The following is a 19,959-nucleotide window of genomic DNA, read 5'->3' as shown; positions in this document are numbered from 1 at the left end:
CGGTGTGACCGAGACGTGGCAGATCGCCGACGCGACATGATTCCATCCATCGTCGTCCACCCCGCCTATCAGGCCGTCCTGCCGGACGGGCACCGGTTCCCGATGCGGAAATACGGTCGCCTCGCCGAAACGCTGGCGGCGCTCGGCCTCGCCCCTTCCGGTTTCGTCAGGCCGGAGCCCGCCGATGCGGCCCTGCTGAACCGCGCGCACCGCTCGAATTACGTCGATGCGGTCCTCTCCTGTTTGGTCTCGCGGGAGATCGAGCGCGAGATCGGCCTTCCGGTGGACGAGAGCGTCGTCGCCCGCTCCTGTGCCTCCGCGGGCGGCACCCTCGCGGCAGCGCGGCTCGCGCTGGTCCATGGCCTCGCCGGCAGCGCCGCCGGCGGCAGCCACCATGCGCGGCGGGAGACCGGCGCGGGCTTCTGCGTGTTCAACGACGTCGCGGTCGCCGCCCTGGCGCTCCAGGACGAGGGCACGATCCGCCGGGCGCTGGTGGTCGATTGCGACGTGCACCAGGGCGACGGCACCGCCGATTGTCTCGCCGGCTCGCCGGACCTGTTCACCTTCTCGATCCACGCCGAGAAGAACTATCCGACACGCAAGATCCCCGGCGACCTCGATGTGGGCCTCGTCGACGGCGTCGACGACGCGGCCTACGCCGCCGTCCTCGGCGCGCATCTGCCGGGCCTCCTCGACGGGCTCTCGCCGGACATCGTATTCTACAATGCCGGGGTCGATCCGCACGTGGACGACAGGCTTGGGCGCCTGGCCCTCACCGATGCGGGCCTCGCCGCACGGGATCGCTTCGTCGTGGGAGAAGCGCGCCGGCGCCGCATTCCCCTCGTGGCGGTGATCGGCGGCGGCTACGCCACCGATATCGATGCCCTGGCCGCCCGCCATGCCATCGTGTTCCAGGCCCTGGCCGCCCTCGCGTGAAGCCGCTCAGGGCGTCCCGCACGCTTCCGGCGGGATCTCGCCCTCGGTCACGCAGCGTGCCACCTTTTCGAGACCGTCGAAGAGCCGCTCCAACTGCGCGCCCTCCATGGAATGGAAGCCCAGCGTCCGGGTGATCAGCAGCCCCAGCGTCGAGAAAACCAAAGCCGCACCGATTCCCGGACAGGTCTCGATCTTCTCGAGGCCGGCGAGCCGTTCGCGGAGGAACACGTTGAATCCGGCGAACGCCTCGGGATTCTCCGCCGAGGCCAGGAGGAAGGCCCGCGGGAACCCCTCTTCCTCCGCATAGACCTGCCTCGCATGGGCGATCAGCGCGAGGGGGAGGGCCGAGGGGCCCGGCACCTGCTCCGCTTCGAGCTTGGCAATGCCCTCCTTGACCTCCTTCAGCTTGCGCTCGGCCATGGCCGTGATGAGCGCTTCCTTCGAGGAGAAATGGTGGAGGACCCCGCCCTTGCTCAGCCCCGCCTCCGCCGCCACCGCGTCGATGGTCAGCGTGCGCGTGCCCGCGCGACGGATCAGGCTCTCGGCCGCATCGAGGATGACGCTCGGCCGATCCTCCCGCCGTGTGCGCGGCTTCGCCATGTTCACACCCTAAAAACCGTCTGGACGGTCGGTAAGATAACCGATAGACAGGCGTTTCGATAGAGCTTTTGCGGGATGGGGTCACAGTGTCTGGTCCGACCATGTCCATTCGACGGTACCAAGGCGCCCGGACGGTGGCCTGCCTCGGCTTCGCCGCCCTGGCCTGCTTCCCGGCGCAGGCGAAGGACGATGCCGGCCAACCCGGCCCGACTCCCTCGAAAAAGAGCCTCGCCACCGTCCGCACGGCGAAGGCCGAGCGCAGCACCATCGCGGCCGATCTCGTCTTCACCGGCGACATCCAGGCCCAGTCGCAGGTGAACGTGGCCTTCCGCAACAACGGCAAGATCGCCGTGCGTCTGGTGGAAGTGGGCGATCACGTCACCGCCGACCAGGTTCTGGCCAAGCTCGATCCGCAGGAGCAACGCGCCAACCTCAACAACGCGCAGGCTGCGCTCACCTCCGCCGAGGCGCTGCTGACCCAGGCCAAGGTCAATTTCAAGCGCCAGGAGATGCTGCTCTCCAGCGGATACACCACGCGGCCGAGCTATGACGACGCCGAGCAGCAGCTCCGCACGACCCAGGCCTCGGTGGAATCCGCCAAGGCGGCCCTGGGCACCGCCCAGGAGCAGTTCTCCTATACCGACCTGAAGGCGGGCGTGGACGGCATCGTGCTCAGCCGCAGCTTCGAGGTGGGCCAGGTGGTCCAGGCGGGCCAGACCGTTCTCACCATGGCCGAGGACGGGCCGCGCGACGCGGTGTTCAACGTGTTCGAGGCGGTGCTGGCGACCCCGCCCGAGAGCAAGCAGGTGGAGATCACCCTCCAGGCGGACCCGAAGGTGCGGACCGTCGGCACGGTGCGGGAGATCTCGCCGAGCGTGGACGCCGCCTCCGGCACCGTGCGGGTCAAGGTCGGCCTGAAGGACACGCCCGCCGCCATGTCCCTCGGGGCCATCGTCATCGGCACCGGCAAGTTCAGGCCGCAGACGGCCATCGTCCTGCCCTGGTCCTCGCTCTACCGCTGGGAGAACGGCCCCGCCGTGTGGGTGCGTGATCCGAGCAGCGGCAAGGTCGCCCCGCGCAACGTGACCATCGACCGGTATTCTCCCAACACCATCGCTCTGTCCGGCGGTGTCGAGCCGGGCGAGGAGGTGGTCGTCGCCGGCATCCAGTTCCTCCGGCCGGGCCAGACCGTCGCCGTCGCCGAGGAGATCGCCCGATGATCCGCTCCGGCATTCGCTTCGCCCTGATCGGGGTGGCCCTGTCCGGCCTCGGCGCCTGCCATGGCGCGGAGGAAGAGGCCGGACCGCCGCCGGTGCGGCCCGTGCTCTATACGGAGGCCAAGCCCGTCGACACCATCGTGTTCGGGCCCTTCGCCGGGTTCGTGGCCCCCCGATACCAGTCGGAGATCGGGTTCCAGATCGCGGGCCGTATGATTGCCCGCGACGTGACGATGGGCGATGTCGTCAAGAAGGGCCAGCGCATCGCCGCCCTCGACCCCATCGTCACCCGCTTCGCTCTCACCCGCGCCGAGGCGGAGCTCGCCGATGCCACGGCGCAGGCGGAGAATGCCAGCGCCACGGAGTTGCGCCAGCGGCGGTTGATCGCCAACGGCAATGTCAGCCAGGCACGGCTCGACAGCGCCGTGGCGAGCCGCGACACCGCCCAGGCCCGTCTCGCCCAGGCCCAGGCCAACCTGCAGAAGGCCCGCGACCAGATGGGCTATACCGAGCTGCATGCGGATTTCGACGGTGTCGTCACCGTCCGCAGCGCGGAAGTGGGGCAGGTGCTCTCGGCGGGGCAGGCGGTGGCGACCCTGGCCCGGCCCGAGGAGCGCGAGGCCGTGGTCGACATCCCCGAGGATCTGGTCGGCGCCATGCCGAAGGACGCGGTCTTCACCGTGGCGCTCCAGAGCGCCCCCGACGTGACGGCGACGGGCAAAGTCCGCGAGATCTCGCCCTTCGCCGACCAGAAGACCCGCACCCGGCGCATTCGGATGACCCTACTCAACCCGCCGGAGGCGTTCCGTCTCGGCTCCACCATCACGGTCGGGCTCTCGCGCCACATGAAAGCGCGGTTCCAGCTGCCGGCGACGGCGGTGTTCGAAGCCGATGGTCGAAGCGCGGTCTGGATCGTGAACGAGGCCGGGGATTCCGTGTCCCGCCGCGACGTCACCCTGGCGGAACGAAACGACCAGCGCGTGTCCGTCACCGAGGGACTGAAACCGGGGGACCGTGTCGTCCTCGCGGGCGCACGCAGTCTCGGCGAAGGCCAGCGCGTCCGCCTGTCCGACAAGCCGCAATAGCTGCCGCCCCGCGCTGGGTTTAGAGCCGCGCCGACCCGAACAGCCTCACGCGAGAGCCGCCCGTGAAGAACTTCAACCTGTCCGAATGGGCGCTCGAGCATCGCTCCTTCGTCTGGTTCCTGATGCTAATCTCGATGCTGGCGGGCTTCCTCGCCTACGAGAAGCTCGGCCGCGAGGAAGACCCGCCCTTCGCCATCAAGACCATGATCGTGCAGGCGCGCTGGCCCGGCGCCACGATCAGCGACACGCTGGATCAGGTCACCGAGCGGATCGAGAAGGAATTGCAGCAGATCGACGCCGTCGATTTCAGCCGCAGCTACACCACGCCCGGCCAGACCACGGTCTTCGTCCAGTTGCGCGAGACGACGCCGCCGAAGACGATTCCGAGCATCTTCTATCAGGTGCGCAAACGCATCGGCGATATCGGCAGCACCTTCCCGCAGGGGATCCAGGGGCCGTTCTTCAACGACGAGTTCGGTGACGTCTTCGGCAACGTCTACGCGTTCACCGCCGACGGTGTCTCGATGCGCCAGTTGCGCGACTACGTGGAGCGGGTGCGGGCCGACCTAAAGAAGGTCAACAATGCCGGCAAGATGCAGCTCCTCGGCGCGCAGGACGAAGTCATCTACCTCGACTTCTCCACCCGCAAGCTCGCCGGCCTCGGCGTCGACCAGGCCGCCGTCATCGCGACGCTGCAGGCTCAGAACGCCATCGCCCCCTCCGGCGTGATCCAGGCCGGCCCCGAGCGCGTCTCCGTGCGGGTCGGCGGCCAGTTCATTTCCGAGGACAGTCTCAGGACCATCAACCTGCGGGTGAACGACCGCTTCTTCCGCCTCTCCGATGTGGCCGAGATCTCGCGCGGCTTCACCGATCCGCCCACCGCCCTGTTCCGGTTCGACGGCCAGCCGGCGATCGGCCTCGCCATCGCCATGCAGCCCTCAGGCAACCTGCTGACCTTCGGCCACGACCTCAAGGCGCGGATGAAGAAGCTCGAAGGCGAGTTGCCCTACGGCGTCGGCATCCACCTCGTCTCGGATCAGCCCAAGATCGTCGAGGAGGCGGTGGGCGGCTTCACCAAGGCCCTGATCGAGGCCGTGGTCATCGTGCTGGGCGTCAGCTTCATCAGCCTCGGCTGGCGGGCGGGGCTCGTGGTCTCGTTCTCGATCCCCCTCGTCCTCGCCGTGGTCTTCGTGGTGATGCAGGTGATGGGCGTCACGCTGCAGCGCATCTCGCTGGGCGCCCTCATCATCTCGCTCGGCCTCCTCGTCGACGACGCCATGATCACCGTCGAGATGATGGTCGCACGGCTGGAGGTGGGCGACACCCTGAAGAAGGCGGCGACCTTCGCCTACACCTCCACCGCTTTCCCGATGCTCACGGGCACGTTGGTCACCGTGGCGGGCTTCCTGCCCATCGGCTTCAACGGCTCGGCGGCCGGCGAATACACCTACAGCCTGTTCGTGGTCATCGCGGCCTCTCTCCTGATTTCATGGGTCGTGGCGGTGCTGTTCGCGCCGCTGATCGGCGTGAAGCTGCTGCCGAAGACGATCAAGAAGCATCACGACAAACCGAGCTTCCTGCTTCGCACCTTCCGCGGGTTGCTGCTGCCGGCCATGCGGTTCCGCTGGATCACCGTGGCCTTCTGCGTCGGCCTGCTCGGCCTGTCCCTCTACGGCATCCAGTTCGTGCAGCAGCAGTTCTTCCCGGCCTCCGACCGTCCCGAGATCCTCGTGGACATGACCCTTCCGCAGAATGCCAGCATCGCCGAGACCAAGGCCCAGATGGACCGGTTCGAGGCGACGCTGAAGGGCGATCCCGAGATCCTGCGCTGGAGCTCCTATGTCGGGCAGGGCGCGGTGCGCTTCTATCTTCCGCTGGACCAGCAGCTCGGCAACGCGTTCTTCGGCCAGATCATCGTGGTGACCTCCTCGCTCGAGGCCCGCGATAAGATGATCCAGAAATTCGAGGCGCTGGCGGCCAAGGAATTCGTCGGCACCGACGTCTTCGTCCACTCCCTCGACCTCGGTCCCCCCGTGGGCCGACCGATCCAGTACCGGCTGAGCGGGCCCGATCTCCAGAAGGTGCGCGGCCTCGCGCTCCAGCTCAGCAACATCGTCGCATCGAGCCCGAATGTCGGCCTGCCGAACCTCGATTGGAACGAGCCCGGCAAGGTGCTGAAGGTCGACATCATCCAAGACAAGGCGCGCCAGCTGGGCGTCACCTCGGAGGATATCGCCGGGCTCCTCAACGGCATCGTTGGCGGTCGCTCGATCACGCAGGTGCGCGACTCGATCTACCTCGTGGACGTGGTCGGCCGCGCCCAGGCGGCGGAACGCAACTCCGTCGAGACGCTGCAAAGCCTGCAGGTGCCGCTGTCGAACGGGAGCGTCGTGCCCCTGCTGGCCTTCGCCACCGTGAGCTACGAACTCGAACAGCCCATCGTCTGGCGCCGCGACCGCCTGCCCACTATCACGGTGCGGGCGGCGATCGTCGACGACACCCAGGCGCCCACCATCGTCAACGCCCTCGATCCGGCCATCAAGGCGTTCGAGAAGACCTTGCCGGACGGCTACACCCTCGCGGTCGGCGGTGCGGTGGAGGAGAGCGCCAAGGGCAGCGGACCCATCGCGGCCGTGGCGCCGGTGATGCTGCTCGCCATGGCGATGTTCCTGATGATCCAGCTCCAGAGCTTCCAGAAGCTGTTCCTGGTGGCGAGCGTGGCGCCCCTCGGCCTCATCGGCGTGGTGGCGATCCTGCTGCCCTTCGGCAAGCCGCTGGGCTTCGTCGCCATCCTCGGCGTGCTGGCGCTCATCGGGATCATCATCCGCAACTCGGTGATCCTGGTGATGCAGATCGACGAGTACGACCGCGAGGGCTACACCCCATGGGACGCGGTGGTGGAGGCGACCTGCCACCGGATGCGGCCGATCCTGCTCACCGCCGGCGCGGCGAGCCTCGCCCTGATCCCCATCGCGCGGGAGGTCTTCTGGGGGCCGATGGCCTACGCCATGATCGGCGGCATCATCGCCGCCACCTTCCTGACCCTGTTCTTCCTGCCCGCGCTCTATGTCGGCTGGTACCGCATCAAGGCTCCGAAGGGGGATCGCCCCGCGGGCGGCGCATCGACGGCCCCGGCGGCGGGCCATCACGCCGAGGCCTGATCAGGGCGCTGCGGCGCAGAGTGCGGGCTCCAGGGCCCGCATGACGCGGCGATAATCGGTGATGTGCAGAGCGTCGCGCAAGGCGCCGGGCAGGGCGAACCCGGTGTCGCCGTCGCGCAGATCCGCGTAGGGGTCCACGTACCGGCAGGAGAGGCGCCGGCACAGGGCCTCGATCCGCGCGGAGTACGCGACGACCGCCGCCGGTTCGAGGCGCTTTTCCACCGAACGGGAGATGGGCGGAACGGCGGCGACCACGACACGGTCGCTGCCGGCCTGCAGCCGCGTCACGATCCGCTCCACCGCGTCGTCGAAGCCCCGGGCGGTCCTGTCGGACAACGGCTCCTTCTTCCGCTGCAGGTCGTTGGTTCCGATGAAGACCACCACCGCGCGGGCGCGGGTCTTCACCGACAGCTTGGCCACGAGATCGGCATAGACCGAAGCCGATGCGCCGCTGATGCCGCCATTGACGATCTCCGTACCGCAGACCCGCTGGGCCGGGCTCTGCAACTCGGCCTGCGAATCGCCGGCGAGGAGGATGTAGCCGTTCGGTGCATCGTCGAGATGGGCCTGGATCGAAGGCAGCCGGTCCGTGGCGTAGAGCCGGGCGTTGAGACGCGAGGGCTTCTCGACCCATCCGACGGCGAAGCCCACACCGAGGACGGCCAGCCCGGCAATGCCCAGACGCAGGGCCTTCATCGGGTTGCTCCCGGCGAGTCCGATGTCTTGGATACCTCCGATGTCGTCGATACCTCCAATGTCGTCGATACCTCCAATGTCGTCGATACCTCCGAGGTCTTCGCCGTGCCGGCCCTGTCGACGGTGGCGCCCGGCCGCGAATCCGTCGTGGCGTAATAGGGCTTGATGTCGAGGAGCGGCGTGCCGTCGAGGCAGTCGAGCCCCCGGACGCTCAGGGTCGCTCCGTCGATGCCGAGGAGTTCCACCACCGAGAGCGCGATGGGGTTCGGGCGCGCCGGCGAGCGCAGGGAGAACGTGCCCCGGCTGCCCTCCGCATGGCGCGGCCTCTGGCGCACGATGTCCCGGGCGGCCCGGTCCATCCAGTAGAGCACGATGAGGTGGCTCGCCCCCTCCACGTTCTGCAAGCCGGGGGCGAAGGTGGCATCGACCTCCAGGGTGCAGATGGCGTCGGTCTGAAGCCCGTTCTTGGGGCATTCCGCGCGGGTCGCCCACGGGGTCCGTACACGGCCGATGAAGTAGAGCCCTGCATCGTGGGAGGCGGGCAGCGTGACGGTCTCTTCGCCGGGCCGCCGGTCGATCGGGTCGCTCATCAGACGCATCGGATTTGGAGAGGCGGTGCCCGGAAGAGCCCCGAGCCGTTCGAAGCGAGCATGTCGGACAACTCGCCCCCGTGCGCAAGCCGGTCGACAGCGAGCCGCCATGCGGGCCGCATCGTTCCATCGGGCGCCGGTGCGGTATAGATTCTTGCATATGGCCGTCGGCGGCACCGCCGGCCTTCGGGCCGAAGCCTTCCCAAGGAGAGAGCGTGACCACCAGCGAATGGCGCCCGATGGAATCCGTGGGCGATGCCGAGACCGCCGTCGACCGCCTCGCCGCTCTCTACGCGGGTGCGATCCAGTCGCTCCAGACCGCCCTGACCCGCTATCTCGACGGGGGCGCCGCGCCCGACCATGCCGAGCGGCTTCAGTTCCGCTATCCCGAATTGCGGATCACCTATCACCCGTCCGGGCCGATCCCGCGCTTTTCCCGCGCGACGGCGAAGTTCCAGTCTCCCGGCACCTACGCCACCACGGTGACGCAGCCGGCGCATTTCCGGCCGTACCTGCTGGAGCAGCTGACGCCCCTGATCCGGGATTACGGTGCGACCCTCGAAGTCGGCCTGAGCGCGCAGGAAATTCCCTATCCCTACGTGCTGGAGCCCGGCGCCAACCTCTCGGGCAGCGGGATCACGCCGCGCGATCTGGCCACCTACTTCCCCGTCCCGCTGCTCTCGGTGGTGGGTGACGAGATCGCCGACGGCCTCTGGGTGGCGCCGGTCGAAGAGCCGAAGCCCCTGGCGCTGTTCGACGCGATCCGGGTCGATTACTCCCTGCGCCGCCTCGTCCATTACACCGGCTGCGACTGGCGCGACGTCCAGCCGTGGATCCTGCTCACGAACTACCATCGCTACGTCGATGGCTTCATCCGGCACGGCTTGGAGCAGCTCGCCAGCGGCAGGGACGGCTACGAGCGCATGATCCTGCCCGGCGGTATCACCGTCTCGCGGGAGGAGGCGGCGGGCATCGATCCGGCGGCCCTCATCGCCGCGTCGCCCTGGCACAAGTTCCAGATGCCGGCCTATCACCTCGTGGCGCGCGGCCCCGACGGGTCGATGCAGGGCACGACGCTGGTCAACATCGGCGTCGGCCCCTCCAACGCCAAGACGATCACCGACCATCTGGCGGTCCTGCGTCCGCATTGCTGGCTCATGGTCGGCCATTGCGGCGGGTTGCGGCAGTCGCAGACCATCGGCGATTACGTCCTCGCCCATGGCTATCTGCGCCGGGATCGTATCCTCGACGAGCTGGTTCCGCCGGACGTGCCGGTGCCGGCCCTGGCCGAAGTCCAGCTCGCGCTCCAGGCCGCGGCCGCCAGCGTCACCGGCGAGACCAGCGACGACCTGAAGCGGCGCCTGCGCACGGGCACGGTGGTGACCTACGACGACCGCAACTGGGAGCTCCGCTTCAGCCAGGAGCGGCGGCGGATCAACCTGTCCCGCGCCATCGGCGTCGACATGGAGAGCGGCACCATCGCGGCGCAGGGCTACCGCCTGCGGGTTCCCTACGGCACGCTCCTCTGTGTGTCCGACAAGCCGCTCCACGGCGAGATCAAGCTGCCGGGGGCGGCCAACGCCTTCTACGAACGGGCGGTGGCCGAGCACCTGCTCATCGGCCTCTCCGCCCTCGATATCCTCCGCGCCGACCGCAACGGCCTGCATTCGCGCAAGCTGAGGAGCTTCGACGAACCGCCGTTCCGGTAGGCCGTCCGAAGGCCGGCGACCGAGGGACGATGTGGGACGCCGCCCCGGTGCCATCGGATCGGCGCGGCGCCGCGAATGGTCCCGGGTTACGGTTCGTCCGCTCTCAGTCGGCCGCATGCACCGAACGGTTCATGGCGATCATCTCGGCATGGCTGGGATTGGGACCGAGTTTTCCCAAGAGGCCATAGACCCGGTTCAGGGTCTTGGGAGCCTCTCCCTTCACTGCGGCGAGCAGGGCCTCGCGCATCGTCTCCGCGTCGTAGTCGCAGCAATAACCCGGGGTGGCGGGCTGCTGGCGCCAGGACTCCGCCAGCGATCCCCCATCCACCGGGTCGAAGCCGACCTGGTCCACGATGTCCATCACGGTCCGCTTCGCCGCTTCGGCATCGCCGGCCACGGCGACGGCGATCCGGTCGGGCGCACCCGCCGGACGCCCGAGCTCGGCGAGGGAATGGGCGAGGATGTTGTTGAACGCCTTGACGATGGGGCGGCCGATCTGTTCCGACACCCAGACGCTCTCCGTCTTACCCGCGTCGAGTTCGGCGATCTGCGGGTCGCGCAGGCCGGGATAGTAATTGCCCGTGTCGACGATCGGGGTCGCCTCGGGCAGGCCGTCGAACAGGTCTTTCGGCAGCTGGGCGACGGCGGGAAACGGGATCGACAGGATCACGAGGTCCGCGCCCGCGACGGCCCCGTGGGCATCGGCGGGAGTCGCGCCGATCTCCTCGGCGAAGGCGCGCACGCCGTCGGGGCCCTTCGAATTCGCCACGCGGACCTGGTGTCCCGCCGCGCTGAGCTTGCGGGCGAGCGTGCCGCCGATATTGCCGGTGCCGATGACGCCGATTTTCATGCCTGTGTCCTTTGAATTTGGGGTGGCCGCCCCCCTCACGGGGCGGCCACCGGGCGCGCGAGGCCGTCGAGAGTGCGGCGCAGCTCTTCGATGGCCTCCGGGGTCAGCTGACACGCCGTCCGGATCCTGTCGGGGATGCCGCGAAGCGCTCCTTCCAGGGCTCGGCCATGCGGGGTCAGATCGATCAACACCCGGCGTTCGTCGGAGGCGTCGCGTGTCCGTGTCACCACGCCGGCGGCCTCCAGCCGCTTGAGCAGCGGCGTCAGGGTGCCCGTCTCCATGTCGAGGCGGGCACATAACTCGCCCACCGTCAGCGGCGAGCCATTCATCAATTCGAGGGCGACGAGGTATTGCGAGAACGTCAGGCCAAGCGGCTCGAGGAAAGGCTTGTGCAGCCGCACCATGCGGTTGGCGGCGGCGTTGAGCGCGAAGGAAAACTCCGTCGCGATCCTCTGTCGATCACGGGTCATTCGTGCAGCTTACTATCATATAGCGTACTACACAAATGGGTGAGGGATGGTCGCCTGTCAACGACGGGCGAACGATCCTACCGCTCCCGCTGCCACAAACCGGCCCGCTCGGACCGGGCCTGCTCCTCCGCTGCCAGGAGGTCCGACGGGGCATCCTCAGACGCGCGGGCACCGCCGGCCGTGAGGATGAGGGAGGCGAGGTCGTCGCCGTCGATCTGGCAGCGCAGGCCCGCGGGCTGCGCCTCGTCGGTCGCCTCGCCGGCCGCCGGGGCACAGACGACTTCGCGCCGGCGCAGATAGCGCGCGAGTTGGCGCGCCAGGGCGCCGCGCTCGCCATCGACGCCCAGCAGGCGCACCGTCCGGCCACGGAACGAGAGAGTTCCGGTATCGATCACCTCCGGCACGCCGCGCAACGCCCCGGCCGCACTGGTCTCCTTGGCGGCGGGGGCCGGCTCGGCGCGGGCGGCCGAGGGGCGCTTGCGCCGTGACGCCATCTGCACGGTGGCGCGTTGGGTGAAGTCCTTGAAGATCGCCGCCGGCAGGTCGCCGCCGCCGACCTTGTTCATGGAGGAATTGTCGTCGTTGCCGACCCAGACGCCGACGACGAGGTCCGGCGTCACGCCGACGAACCAGGCGTCGCGGTAATCCTGCGTCGTCCCGGTCTTGCCGCCCACCGCGAGGTTGGTGATCCGCGCCGCCCGCCCGGTTCCGCTATCCACCACGGCCTGAAGCGAATCGAGCATCATTGCGCGGCTCTCGCCCGGCAGCGGCGTCGTCGGTTTGGCGTCGGGGCGCAGGTAGAGCGGGTCTGGGCCGGGGCCGCGAATGGCATGGACGCCGTAGGTGTCGAGGGGTTGGGCGCTCGCCAGCACGCCGGCATAGGCCCGTGTCATCTCCAGCAGGGAGACTTCGGCCGAGCCGAGGGCGAGGCTCGGTACGTTGGGAAGGTCGGAGGTGACGCCGAGCTTGCGTGCGGTCTCGATCACGGAGGCCATGCCGATCTCATCGGCGAGCTGCGCGGCGATGGTGTTGATCGATTGCGCGAAGGCGGTGCGGAGGGGGACCGCTCCCCGGAAACGGCCGCTCGCATTCTGCGGCTCCCAATCGCCGATCTGGATCGGCCGGTCCACCAGCACCGTCTCCGGCGAGAGGCCCTTCTCATAGGCGGTGAGGTAGACGAACAGCTTGAACAGTGAGCCGGCCTGGCGCTTGGCCTGGGTCGCCCGGTTGAACTGGCTGTCCTCGTAATCGCGCCCGCCCACCATGGCGAGGATCGCGCCCTCCTTGTTCAGGACGACCATGGCGCCCTGGCTCGCCTTCTTCTTGGCCCCTTCCGCATCGAGCCGCCGGGCGATGACGCCCTCCGCCAGGCTCTGCAGATCGAGGTTCAGGGTGGTGCGCAGGGTGACGTCGCCGGATGTGTCCGACAGGCGCTTGGCGTCCGCCGACACCATGTCGAGGAAGTAGTTGGTGCCCGGCGGCGTCTCGGGCGGGGTGCGCAGGGTGATCGTCTCGGCGCGTGCCTTGTCGGCCTCGGCGGCGGTGATCGCGCCGGTCTCGACCATGGTCTGCAGCACGATGTCGGCGCGCTCCTTGGCGCCGCCGAAATTGCGCGTCGGCGCCAATTGCGACGGCGCCCGGACGAGGCCCGCCAGCATCGCCGCCTCGGGCAGCGTCAGCGCCTTCGCGCCCTTGCCGAAATAGCGCCGGGACGCGGCGTCGATGCCATAGGCGCCGGCCCCGAAATAGGCGGTGTTGAGATAGCCGAGGAGGATGTCCTCCTTCGACATCGTGCTCTCCACGCGCAGGGCCAGGAACGCTTCCTGGATCTTCCGGCGCAGCGTCTTCTCCTGGGTGAGGGAGGTGAGCCGGACATATTGCTGCGTGATGGTGGACGCGCCCTCGCGCACGCCGCCGCTCACGGTGTTGCGCCAGAGCGCCCGCACCAGCCCGCGCGGGTCGACCCCCCAATGCGAGTAGAACCGCCGGTCCTCGATGGAGACCACCGCCTGGGCGAGATGAGCGGGCATGTCCGCCGCCGTGAGCTTCTGGCCCTGGAAGGCGCCGCGCGTGGCGAAGACCCTCCCGTCATCCGCCTCCACCGTGAGGGCGCGCTGGCCGCCTTCCGGCACCACCCCGCCGAGCGGGGGCAGGGTCGCGAAACTGTAGAGGACGAGGCAAGCGACGAAGACCAGCGGCAGGGCGAGGGCCGCAAGACCGGCAGCGAGGTAGGGCCGTTGCCGCAGACGGCCGCGCCAGCCCGATTGTGGCGTCTGCGCCGCCGGAGCGATCCCTGCCGCAGGCGGAGTGCCCGTGTCGCTCGCTCGCGCTGACGTGGTGCGTGCGGTGAGCCTCGAACCGAGGGTGCCGAGCATCCGCCTCGCAGCGCGCCCCGTCGAAAGCGAGCCCCGCGCGAGGCCGCGTAAGGCCGTGGCGAGGAGGAAGCCGAGATGCCTGAACAGGACACGTGCCGCCTGCCCGGCTTCGCGGGCGGCGGTTCGGGCATCCGGCACGTCAGGGGCCTTCGGCCGTTCCGGTTCTTGATCTGTCATCGGCCGCCGGTCGTCATCCAGGAGTGCAGGTCCCGTCGGCTTACCGTCGGCGCTGATTTGGCGGTTCTAGACCGGAAAGAACCGTGGACGCCATGCCGGAAGCGGCATCGTCACGCCCTTTGGTCCCGTGCAGCCCGAGCGCCGAATCTCCTCCGAAGCTCTACTCTCTCGGCAAAGCCTCGGTCACCTGCATCCGCTGGGTCGGGGCCGAAACGCGCAGGCTGGCATCGAGGAGGGCCGAAGCCTGGCTCGGATCGCTGTTCGTCCCCGGGGTGACGTCCTGGGTACCGACCAGGGCGGTGACGCCTTCATACTGGTCGAGCCGGCGGTCGATCATGTCGCCGAGGCGCTCGCGAACTTCCGCGACGGTGAGGCTGCGGCGGTGCTTGCCGTCCTTCGCGGTGAAGAGGCTGCGGTTGGCGCGCGCGGCGGCGCGAAAAGCCTGCTTGGCCACGAGATCCGGGTTGTCGTCGCTCAGCGTCAGGAACTTGCCGGCGCTCGATGTCCCGAGGAAGTGGGCGAGATAGAGTTCGGACGTCTTCAGTTCGCGGCCGATACGCTGCTCGATGCGGGCGCGGTCGCGCTTGATCAGTTCTCCCGCCATGAGGGCTGCCGCATAGGGGTCCTGCCGAAGGCGCAGCACGCGGGTGCGGGTGGCTTCGTCCTGGATCGTGATGGCATTGCCGCGGCCGGTGATTGCATTCGCCTCGGTCTCATAGCCGTAGCGGGCGCCATAGGTTCGCAGCAGTTCGAGCCAGGTGGCGGACAGGAACTGGAACAGCCCCTCGGCCGAAGAGGTCGATGCCTTCACGGTGGTCGAGAAGCTCGATTCCTTGTCGGCCAGCGCCATCATGTAGACCGGATCGACCCCGGTTTCGGACGACGCCTTCAGGATCGTCTCGACGATGTCGCGCGGCACATTCATGTCGCCGAACCGAAGCACGTCCCGTCCGTCGCTCTCGCGGCTCTGGGGAAGAGAAGCGAGGTCGTTTTCGATCAGGCTGGCCGTCGCAGGTTCCTGGTCGAGGAGGGGAACCCCATCCCAATCCGTGGGTTTGTCGATCGTGGACGCCGCGAAATCGCTGGCGACGTAGGCGCGGATGTCGATGCGGTCGTGGGCGGTCGCTGCCGGCGCCAAGGCGCTCTGCGGCAGTCCCGAGCCGAGCAGCAGGCCGATCGCGATCTTCGCGAGGGTGAGTTTGGCCGATACCGTGGTGCTTGCCTTCTTCCTGTCGCGAAGGGAGCCGGGCTTCAGCCAAGCAACCGTCTCGTCACGATCGAGGGTCTCGTCAGGCACGAGACGGCACGCGTCGTCGGCGCGATGCGCCGGCTCCGGGAAAAGCCCCATCATTGTTCCTTGTTCGTGCCGCGGCGTTCTAGGACGCGGCTTCGATCAGTTCAGCGAGCGGACATCTCGCTGGGAGCTGTGACCACATTGGGACAGCTCCGTGATTCAAGCGTGGCACGCTTAAGGAACGGTTAAGGCTATGATTTAACGATATTTTAAGTAATCGTTCGGACGCGGTTCAGAGAGGCCGCGTCAAAAAGGCATTCTGGCCGGGGTTGGAACGAAGGCTCCGTAGCCCAGTTACGATGGTCCCAGAGGGCGATTTCGAAACATCGACGAGACGCGCCCCGATGGACCCATTGAAGGAAGCCTTTTTCCAATGAGCATGCAGACCGGTCGCCGCGTCGGCGTTGCCTTCGTCGGTATGGGTGGCGCTGTCGCCACCACCGCCATCGCCGGCATCGAGATGATCAAATCCGGATCGAACCGCCTCGACGGGTTGCCTCTCGCAGGCCTCTCGGTGGCCGGATTGGCCGATTACAAGGATCTCGTTTTCGGCGGCTGGGATCTCAACGACGACGATCTCGCCTCGGCCGCCACCGGCCACGGCGTGCTCACCAAGCAGGATATCGAGAACGGCGCCCAGGTGCTCAAGGGCATCAAGCCCTGGCCGGCTGTCGGCAGCGCCAAGTTCTGCAAGAACATCGAGGGTGCCAACCGCATCGTCGCCGCCGATCACCGCGAGGCGGTCTCCGTCATCGCGAACGACCTTCGTCGTTTTCGCCTGGAGAGCAATCTCGACGAAGTCGTCGTGATCAACCTCGCCTCCACGGAACGTTGGCCCAACCTGGATGCGCCCGCACTGAACTCGCGCGACGCTTTCGAGAAGGGTCTCGATTCCAGCGACGAGGCGATCAGCCCGGCGATGCTCTACGCCTATGCGGCGATCCAGAGCGGCGTGCCTTACGCCAACTTCACCCCGAGCGTGGCCGCCGACATTCCGGCCCTGCTCGAACTCGCCCGCGAGAACGGCGTGCCGTTGGCGGGCAAGGACGGCAAGACCGGCCAGACCATGATGAAGACCGTCCTGGCGCCGGCCCTCAAGGCCCGTGCCCTGCACGTGGATGGTTGGTTCTCCACCAACATCCTCGGTAACCGCGACGGTCTCGCCCTGAACGACAAGGATTCGCTCCAGTCGAAGCTCAACACCAAGGGTACGGTGCTGGATTCGATCCTCGGCTATCCGGTCGAGGACCATCTGGTCCACATCCACTATTACCGTCCGCGTGGCGACGACAAGGAAGCCTGGGACAATATCGACGTCACCGGATTTCTCGGTCAGCGGATGCAGATCAAGGTCAACTTCCTCTGCAAGGATTCCATCCTTGCCGCACCCCTGGTGATCGAGATCGCCCGCGTTCTCGACCTCGCCAAGAAGCGCGGCGAGAGCGGCCCCCAGGAGCAGCTGTCCTCGTTCTTCAAGGCGCCGATGGTCGCCAACGGCCATGGGCCGGAGCACGATTTCGGCAAGCAGCAGCACATGCTGCTCGAGTGGCTCGGCGGCCAGCAATGACCTCGTCCGATACGGGGGGCGGCATGGCTGCCCCCTTCGCGTTGCGCGAGTTGTTCGTCGAGCTCAACGACCTCAAGCGCGTGCATTCGGCCGGGCGCATCGGCTCCATCGCCGAGCGGCTGTTCGCTCAAGGCTGGTCGGCCCTGACCGGTGGCGCCGATCCCGAGACGGTCGCCATCGACATCACCGCCAAGGCGCTCGCGGCCTCCCGGCTCTGCGACCTCGATGCGGCGTTCCTCGCCTCCGCCGGTCTCGGCGAGGTGGAAATCGGCGATGTTCTGACGTCTGGACTCGACGCCGTCACCGCCACGGTCGACCCCGAGCTGAAGCGGCGATTGGCCGTCGCGTTGCGCACGAACGGGGTGGTGCATGGCGGTCCTTTGCCGGGCTTCGTGGCGGCACTGAGCCACCAGCCGCGCGCCGGCGTGACCTGTCCCGGCAAGCCTCGCATCCTGCTGGAGCCGCCGGAAAACCATGCCGAACATTGCCTGATGGTGGCGGTCTACGGGGTCGTGCTGAGCCCGTTCTACCGGGCCGACCCCACCCTGGTTTTTCTGGCGGCCATGAGCCACCACTTCCACAACGCGGCGATGCCGGATGCCGGCTTCACCGGCGAAATGCTGCTCGGCGACCACCTCGCTCCGATAATGGCGCGCACCACGCAATGGGCGCTCGACGAGTTGGACGCCCCCTTGCGCGAGACCGTTGAGCGGGCGCGCGCAGTCCTGCCCGACGATGCGACGGCTGAGGGTCGCGCCTTCCACGCCGCCGATTGCATCGACCGGGTTCTTCAGATTTCCCAGCACCTTAAGGCTGCGTCCCTGACCATGACGACCGTGCTCGACGACATGGAACTGGTCCATGCCGGACCGGTGAAGGGCTTCCACGACCGTGTCCTCAGGGACATGCGAATCCCGTGATGGTTTGCAGCGGCAGGATGGGCCGCGTGTCATGATTCCATTCGACCTCCTTTCCCCTCACACGGGGCACGCGCTCAAAGCCGACACGCCGCATTCCCTGCGCGACGTGGAGACGAATGTGCGCTGGCCCGTCGTGGACGGCATTCCCTACCTCCGAACCGGGCGCGACGACCTCGTCGAATCCACGCTCGCCCTGCTCGACAACGAGCAGGATGATCTTGCCCTGGAAGGTCTCCTTGCCGATCAGGACGATTGGTGGACCGGCCCGCCGGCCGATCCGCTGGACCTCCATGCCCTCGTCCGCGACCGCAGCAAGGCCAGTCTGCGCGACGCCGTGCGTTTTCTCGGCTGGGGCCGGGTCGGCGATTACTTCCTGCATCGCTGGACCGACCCGACCTTCCTGGCCGGGCTGACGCTCCTCGAAGCGCATTGGAACGACCCCCTCTGCGTCTTCGAATTCGCCTGCGGCATCGGCCATTATCTGCGCGAGATCCAGGCGCGCGGCGTCAAAGTAGCGGGCGCCGACGTCGTCTTCGCCAAGCTTTGGGTGGCGCGCCACTGGGTCGTCGGCGAGACGGCGCAGTTCGTTTGTTTCGACGCCGGTTCGCCGCATTGGCCGATCCCGGGTGCGCCGGTGGATCTCGTCGTCTGCAACGACGCGTTCTACTTCCTCGACGACAAGCCGGCCGTGCTCGAATGCCTCCGCCAGAATGCCGGCGACGATGGCTGGCTCGTTCTCAGCCACATTCACAATTCCGAGCGGCCGGGCTTCTCGGCCGGTCGTGCGGTCTCGGCGGACGAGATCGAGGAGCTGTTTCCGGACGCGCTCGTCTATGACGACGACGAACTCACCCGCGCCCTCGTCGAGAAGCGCGCGCCGTCGCCACGGCGCCCGGCCGACCTGCGACATGTGGAGGCGTTCTCCGTGGTCGCCGGCGCCGGAATGAGGCCAGCCCCGCGCGCCATCCTCGATGGTCTGACCTGGCCGAGCGAGGGAACGTCGCTTCGCCTCAACCCTCTCTATGAGCCCGACCCGGCGGGCGGCTACACCGTCGCTTGGCCTTCCGAACGCTACGAGGCGGAATACGCGTCCCGGGTCACCTATCCGTCGCATTCGGACGGACCCGAGATCCTCGACTGGGTCGGCGGCGAGCAATCGCCCCACGAGGACCGTGTCCGCCGCCGCGAGTTCGTCGACCTGCCGGAGCGCTGGTGATGGGCGATTCGATCGGTTGGGGCATCGTCGGGTACGGCTGGGTCGCGCGGGATTACATGGCTCCGGGCATCCGCGCGGCGGGGCATCGGCTCGTTGCCGTGTCCGATTCCGGGCAAGCCTCGCGCGCGGCGGCCGAGGCCGAGGGCGCGCGCACTCATGCCGACATCGCCGGTCTGCTCTCTGAGCCGGAGGTCGAGGCGGTCTACGTGGCGACCCCGAACCACCTCCACCGAGAGGCGGTGGAGGCCCTCGCCGCATCGGGCAAGGCGGTGCTCTGCGAAAAGCCGATGGCGGCCTCGCTCTCCGACGCCGAGGCGATGGTCGCTGCGGTTAGCAAAGGCGGCATCTTCTACGGCACCGCCTTCGACCAGCGTCACCACCCGGCGCACCGGGCCATGCGCGACGCGATCCGCCAGGGCCGCATCGGCGCCGTGACCACGATCCGCATCGTCTATGCCTGTTGGCTCGACCGCGCCTGGACCTCCTTCGCCGGACAGGACAATTGGCGCATCGACCCGCTGAAGGCAGGCGGCGGAGCGCTGATGGATCTGGCACCCCACGGCATCGACCTCGTTGATTTCCTCCTCGACGAGTCCATCGAGGACATCGCCGCTCTGACCCAGGCGAGGGCGCAGGATTACGCCGTCGATGACGGCGCGCTTCTCATCGGCCGTACCGGCTCCGGCATCCTCGCCAACCTTCACGTCGCTTACAATTGCCCTGACGCGCTGCCACGCCGCCGCCTCGAAGCGATCGGCACCAAGGGGGCCCTCACCGCCATCGACACGATGGGGCAGGTGGCGGGCGGCACGCTCAGCCTCACCGACGGTGTCAGCGGGCAGGCGCAAGCCCTCTCCTTCGACGCAGAGGCCTCGCCCTTCCTCGAACAGGTCCGCGCCTTCGGCTCCGCCCTGCGCCGGCCCGCCGAGCGCGACGCCTACAGTGCCGAGCGCGACCTTCACACGATGCGGCTCCTGGCGCGAGCTTACGAAGGTTGCCGGACCGCTCGGGTCGTCGAGGACTAGAATGCGGACCGCGACGCCTACTTGCTTCCCACCCCGGATCTCATCCTGAGGTGCTGCGAAGCAGCCTCGAA

Annotated in this window: 15 protein-coding genes and 1 pseudogene; 9 read left to right on the top strand and 7 right to left on the bottom strand. The window is 68.1% G+C overall.

Annotated elements, in window-relative coordinates; all coding sequences use genetic code 11:
- Positions 1-36 precede the first annotated feature (36 nt).
- Complete coding sequence (locus MBTS_RS04775) at positions 37-936, top strand: histone deacetylase family protein (RefSeq protein ID WP_192215196.1); 900 nt, start codon at positions 37-39, stop codon at positions 934-936.
- A 6-nt stretch (positions 937-942) separates the two neighbouring features.
- On the opposite strand, the gene MBTS_RS04770 is transcribed toward MBTS_RS04775, so the two are convergent.
- Entirely contained in the window at positions 943-1,536 is a 594-nt protein-coding gene (locus MBTS_RS04770) for a TetR/AcrR family transcriptional regulator (RefSeq protein ID WP_147830222.1), read from the bottom strand.
- 101 nt (positions 1,537-1,637) lie between these two features.
- Between MBTS_RS04770 and MBTS_RS04765 the strand changes: the two genes are divergently transcribed.
- The 3 genes from MBTS_RS04765 (at position 1,638) to MBTS_RS04755 (ending at position 6,999) form a co-directional block, all read left to right on the top strand.
- Positions 1,638-2,756 carry an efflux RND transporter periplasmic adaptor subunit gene (locus tag MBTS_RS04765; RefSeq protein WP_210322658.1) on the top strand — a complete coding sequence of 373 codons (1,119 nt, stop codon included), beginning with the start codon at positions 1,638-1,640 and terminating at the stop codon, positions 2,754-2,756.
- Complete coding sequence (locus MBTS_RS04760) at positions 2,753-3,838, top strand: efflux RND transporter periplasmic adaptor subunit (protein ID WP_192215195.1); 1,086 nt, start codon at positions 2,753-2,755, stop codon at positions 3,836-3,838. The genes MBTS_RS04765 and MBTS_RS04760 overlap by 4 nt, the downstream gene beginning before the upstream one ends.
- Before the next feature lie 62 nt (positions 3,839-3,900).
- A complete protein-coding gene (locus MBTS_RS04755; protein ID WP_192215194.1) occupies positions 3,901-6,999 on the top strand; it encodes an efflux RND transporter permease subunit in 3,099 nt (1,032 codons plus the stop codon).
- Here MBTS_RS04755 and MBTS_RS04750 read toward each other — a convergent pair whose 3' ends face one another.
- Complete coding sequence (locus tag MBTS_RS04750; protein ID WP_056140655.1) at positions 7,000-7,695, bottom strand: SGNH/GDSL hydrolase family protein; 696 nt, start codon at positions 7,693-7,695, stop codon at positions 7,000-7,002.
- A gap of 98 nt (positions 7,696-7,793) precedes the next feature.
- Positions 7,794-8,294, bottom strand: a pseudogene (gene tsaA, locus MBTS_RS04745) (tRNA (N6-threonylcarbamoyladenosine(37)-N6)-methyltransferase TrmO); the annotation flags it as partial.
- 230 nt (positions 8,295-8,524) lie between these two features.
- Between tsaA and MBTS_RS04740 the strand changes: the two are divergent.
- A complete protein-coding gene (locus MBTS_RS04740; RefSeq protein ID WP_026176131.1) occupies positions 8,525-9,994 on the top strand; it encodes an AMP nucleosidase in 1,470 nt (489 codons plus the stop codon).
- Positions 9,995-10,097: 103 nt separating this feature from the next.
- Here the strand turns inward: MBTS_RS04740 and MBTS_RS04735 are convergent, their stop codons facing one another.
- From MBTS_RS04735 to MBTS_RS04720, 4 genes are all read right to left on the bottom strand, one after another.
- Positions 10,098-10,883 (bottom strand): NADPH-dependent F420 reductase, encoded by a 786-nt coding sequence (locus MBTS_RS04735; RefSeq protein WP_339161065.1) that lies wholly within the window; start codon positions 10,881-10,883, stop codon positions 10,098-10,100.
- Entirely contained in the window at positions 10,880-11,314 is a 435-nt protein-coding gene (locus tag MBTS_RS04730; protein ID WP_147830225.1) for a MarR family winged helix-turn-helix transcriptional regulator, read from the bottom strand. The genes MBTS_RS04735 and MBTS_RS04730 overlap by 4 nt, the downstream gene beginning before the upstream one ends.
- A 77-nt stretch (positions 11,315-11,391) precedes the next feature.
- Positions 11,392-13,866, bottom strand: a complete 2,475-nt coding sequence (locus MBTS_RS04725) for a PBP1A family penicillin-binding protein (RefSeq protein WP_192215193.1) — start codon at positions 13,864-13,866, stop codon at positions 11,392-11,394.
- 160 nt (positions 13,867-14,026) lie between these two features.
- Positions 14,027-15,217, bottom strand: coding sequence for a transglycosylase SLT domain-containing protein (locus tag MBTS_RS04720; protein ID WP_192215192.1), 1,191 nt, complete (start codon positions 15,215-15,217; stop codon positions 14,027-14,029).
- 316 nt (positions 15,218-15,533) lie between these two features.
- Between MBTS_RS04720 and MBTS_RS04715 the strand changes: the two genes are divergently transcribed.
- The 4 genes from MBTS_RS04715 to MBTS_RS04700 are packed head-to-tail and all read left to right on the top strand — an operon-like array spanning position 15,534 to position 19,888.
- A complete protein-coding gene (locus MBTS_RS04715) occupies positions 15,534-16,727 on the top strand; it encodes an inositol-3-phosphate synthase (RefSeq protein ID WP_018044958.1) in 1,194 nt (397 codons plus the stop codon).
- A gap of 23 nt (positions 16,728-16,750) precedes the next feature.
- Entirely contained in the window at positions 16,751-17,647 is an 897-nt protein-coding gene (locus MBTS_RS04710) for an HD domain-containing protein (protein WP_238253762.1), read from the top strand.
- 31 nt (positions 17,648-17,678) lie between these two features.
- The gene (locus MBTS_RS04705) at positions 17,679-18,863 is read left to right on the top strand and encodes a class I SAM-dependent methyltransferase (protein ID WP_192215190.1); all 1,185 of its coding nucleotides are present in this window, start codon (positions 17,679-17,681) and stop codon (positions 18,861-18,863) included.
- The gene (locus tag MBTS_RS04700) at positions 18,863-19,888 is read left to right on the top strand and encodes a Gfo/Idh/MocA family protein (RefSeq protein WP_192215189.1); all 1,026 of its coding nucleotides are present in this window, start codon (positions 18,863-18,865) and stop codon (positions 19,886-19,888) included. Before MBTS_RS04705 ends, MBTS_RS04700 begins: the two co-directional genes overlap by 1 nt.
- The last annotated feature ends 71 nt before the right edge of the window (positions 19,889-19,959 follow it).

The organism is Methylobacterium bullatum (genome assembly GCF_014845095.1).
Taxonomy (GTDB): domain Bacteria; phylum Pseudomonadota; class Alphaproteobacteria; order Rhizobiales; family Beijerinckiaceae; genus Methylobacterium; species Methylobacterium bullatum.
The sequence above is the reverse complement of the archived record's forward strand: the minus strand, read 5'-3'. Positions and strand labels throughout refer to the sequence as shown.

Excerpts from the sequence above, each read along its gene's own strand:
- MBTS_RS04775 (WP_192215196.1), top strand. The coding sequence starts at position 37 with ATGATTCCATCCATCGTCGTCCACCCCGCCTATCAGGCCGTCCTGCCG.
- MBTS_RS04770 (WP_147830222.1), bottom strand. The coding sequence starts at position 1,536 with ATGGCGAAGCCGCGCACACGGCGGGAGGATCGGCCGAGCGTCATCCTC.
- MBTS_RS04765 (WP_210322658.1), top strand. The coding sequence starts at position 1,638 with ATGTCCATTCGACGGTACCAAGGCGCCCGGACGGTGGCCTGCCTCGGC.
- MBTS_RS04760 (WP_192215195.1), top strand. The coding sequence starts at position 2,753 with ATGATCCGCTCCGGCATTCGCTTCGCCCTGATCGGGGTGGCCCTGTCC.
- MBTS_RS04750 (WP_056140655.1), bottom strand. The coding sequence starts at position 7,695 with ATGAAGGCCCTGCGTCTGGGCATTGCCGGGCTGGCCGTCCTCGGTGTG.
- MBTS_RS04740 (WP_026176131.1), top strand. The coding sequence starts at position 8,525 with ATGGAATCCGTGGGCGATGCCGAGACCGCCGTCGACCGCCTCGCCGCT.
- MBTS_RS04730 (WP_147830225.1), bottom strand. The coding sequence starts at position 11,314 with ATGACCCGTGATCGACAGAGGATCGCGACGGAGTTTTCCTTCGCGCTC.
- MBTS_RS04725 (WP_192215193.1), bottom strand. The coding sequence starts at position 13,866 with ATGACAGATCAAGAACCGGAACGGCCGAAGGCCCCTGACGTGCCGGAT.
- MBTS_RS04720 (WP_192215192.1), bottom strand. The coding sequence starts at position 15,217 with ATGATGGGGCTTTTCCCGGAGCCGGCGCATCGCGCCGACGACGCGTGC.
- MBTS_RS04715 (WP_018044958.1), top strand. The coding sequence starts at position 15,534 with ATGAGCATGCAGACCGGTCGCCGCGTCGGCGTTGCCTTCGTCGGTATG.
- MBTS_RS04710 (WP_238253762.1), top strand. The coding sequence starts at position 16,751 with ATGGCTGCCCCCTTCGCGTTGCGCGAGTTGTTCGTCGAGCTCAACGAC.
- MBTS_RS04705 (WP_192215190.1), top strand. The coding sequence starts at position 17,679 with ATGATTCCATTCGACCTCCTTTCCCCTCACACGGGGCACGCGCTCAAA.
- MBTS_RS04700 (WP_192215189.1), top strand. The coding sequence starts at position 18,863 with ATGGGCGATTCGATCGGTTGGGGCATCGTCGGGTACGGCTGGGTCGCG.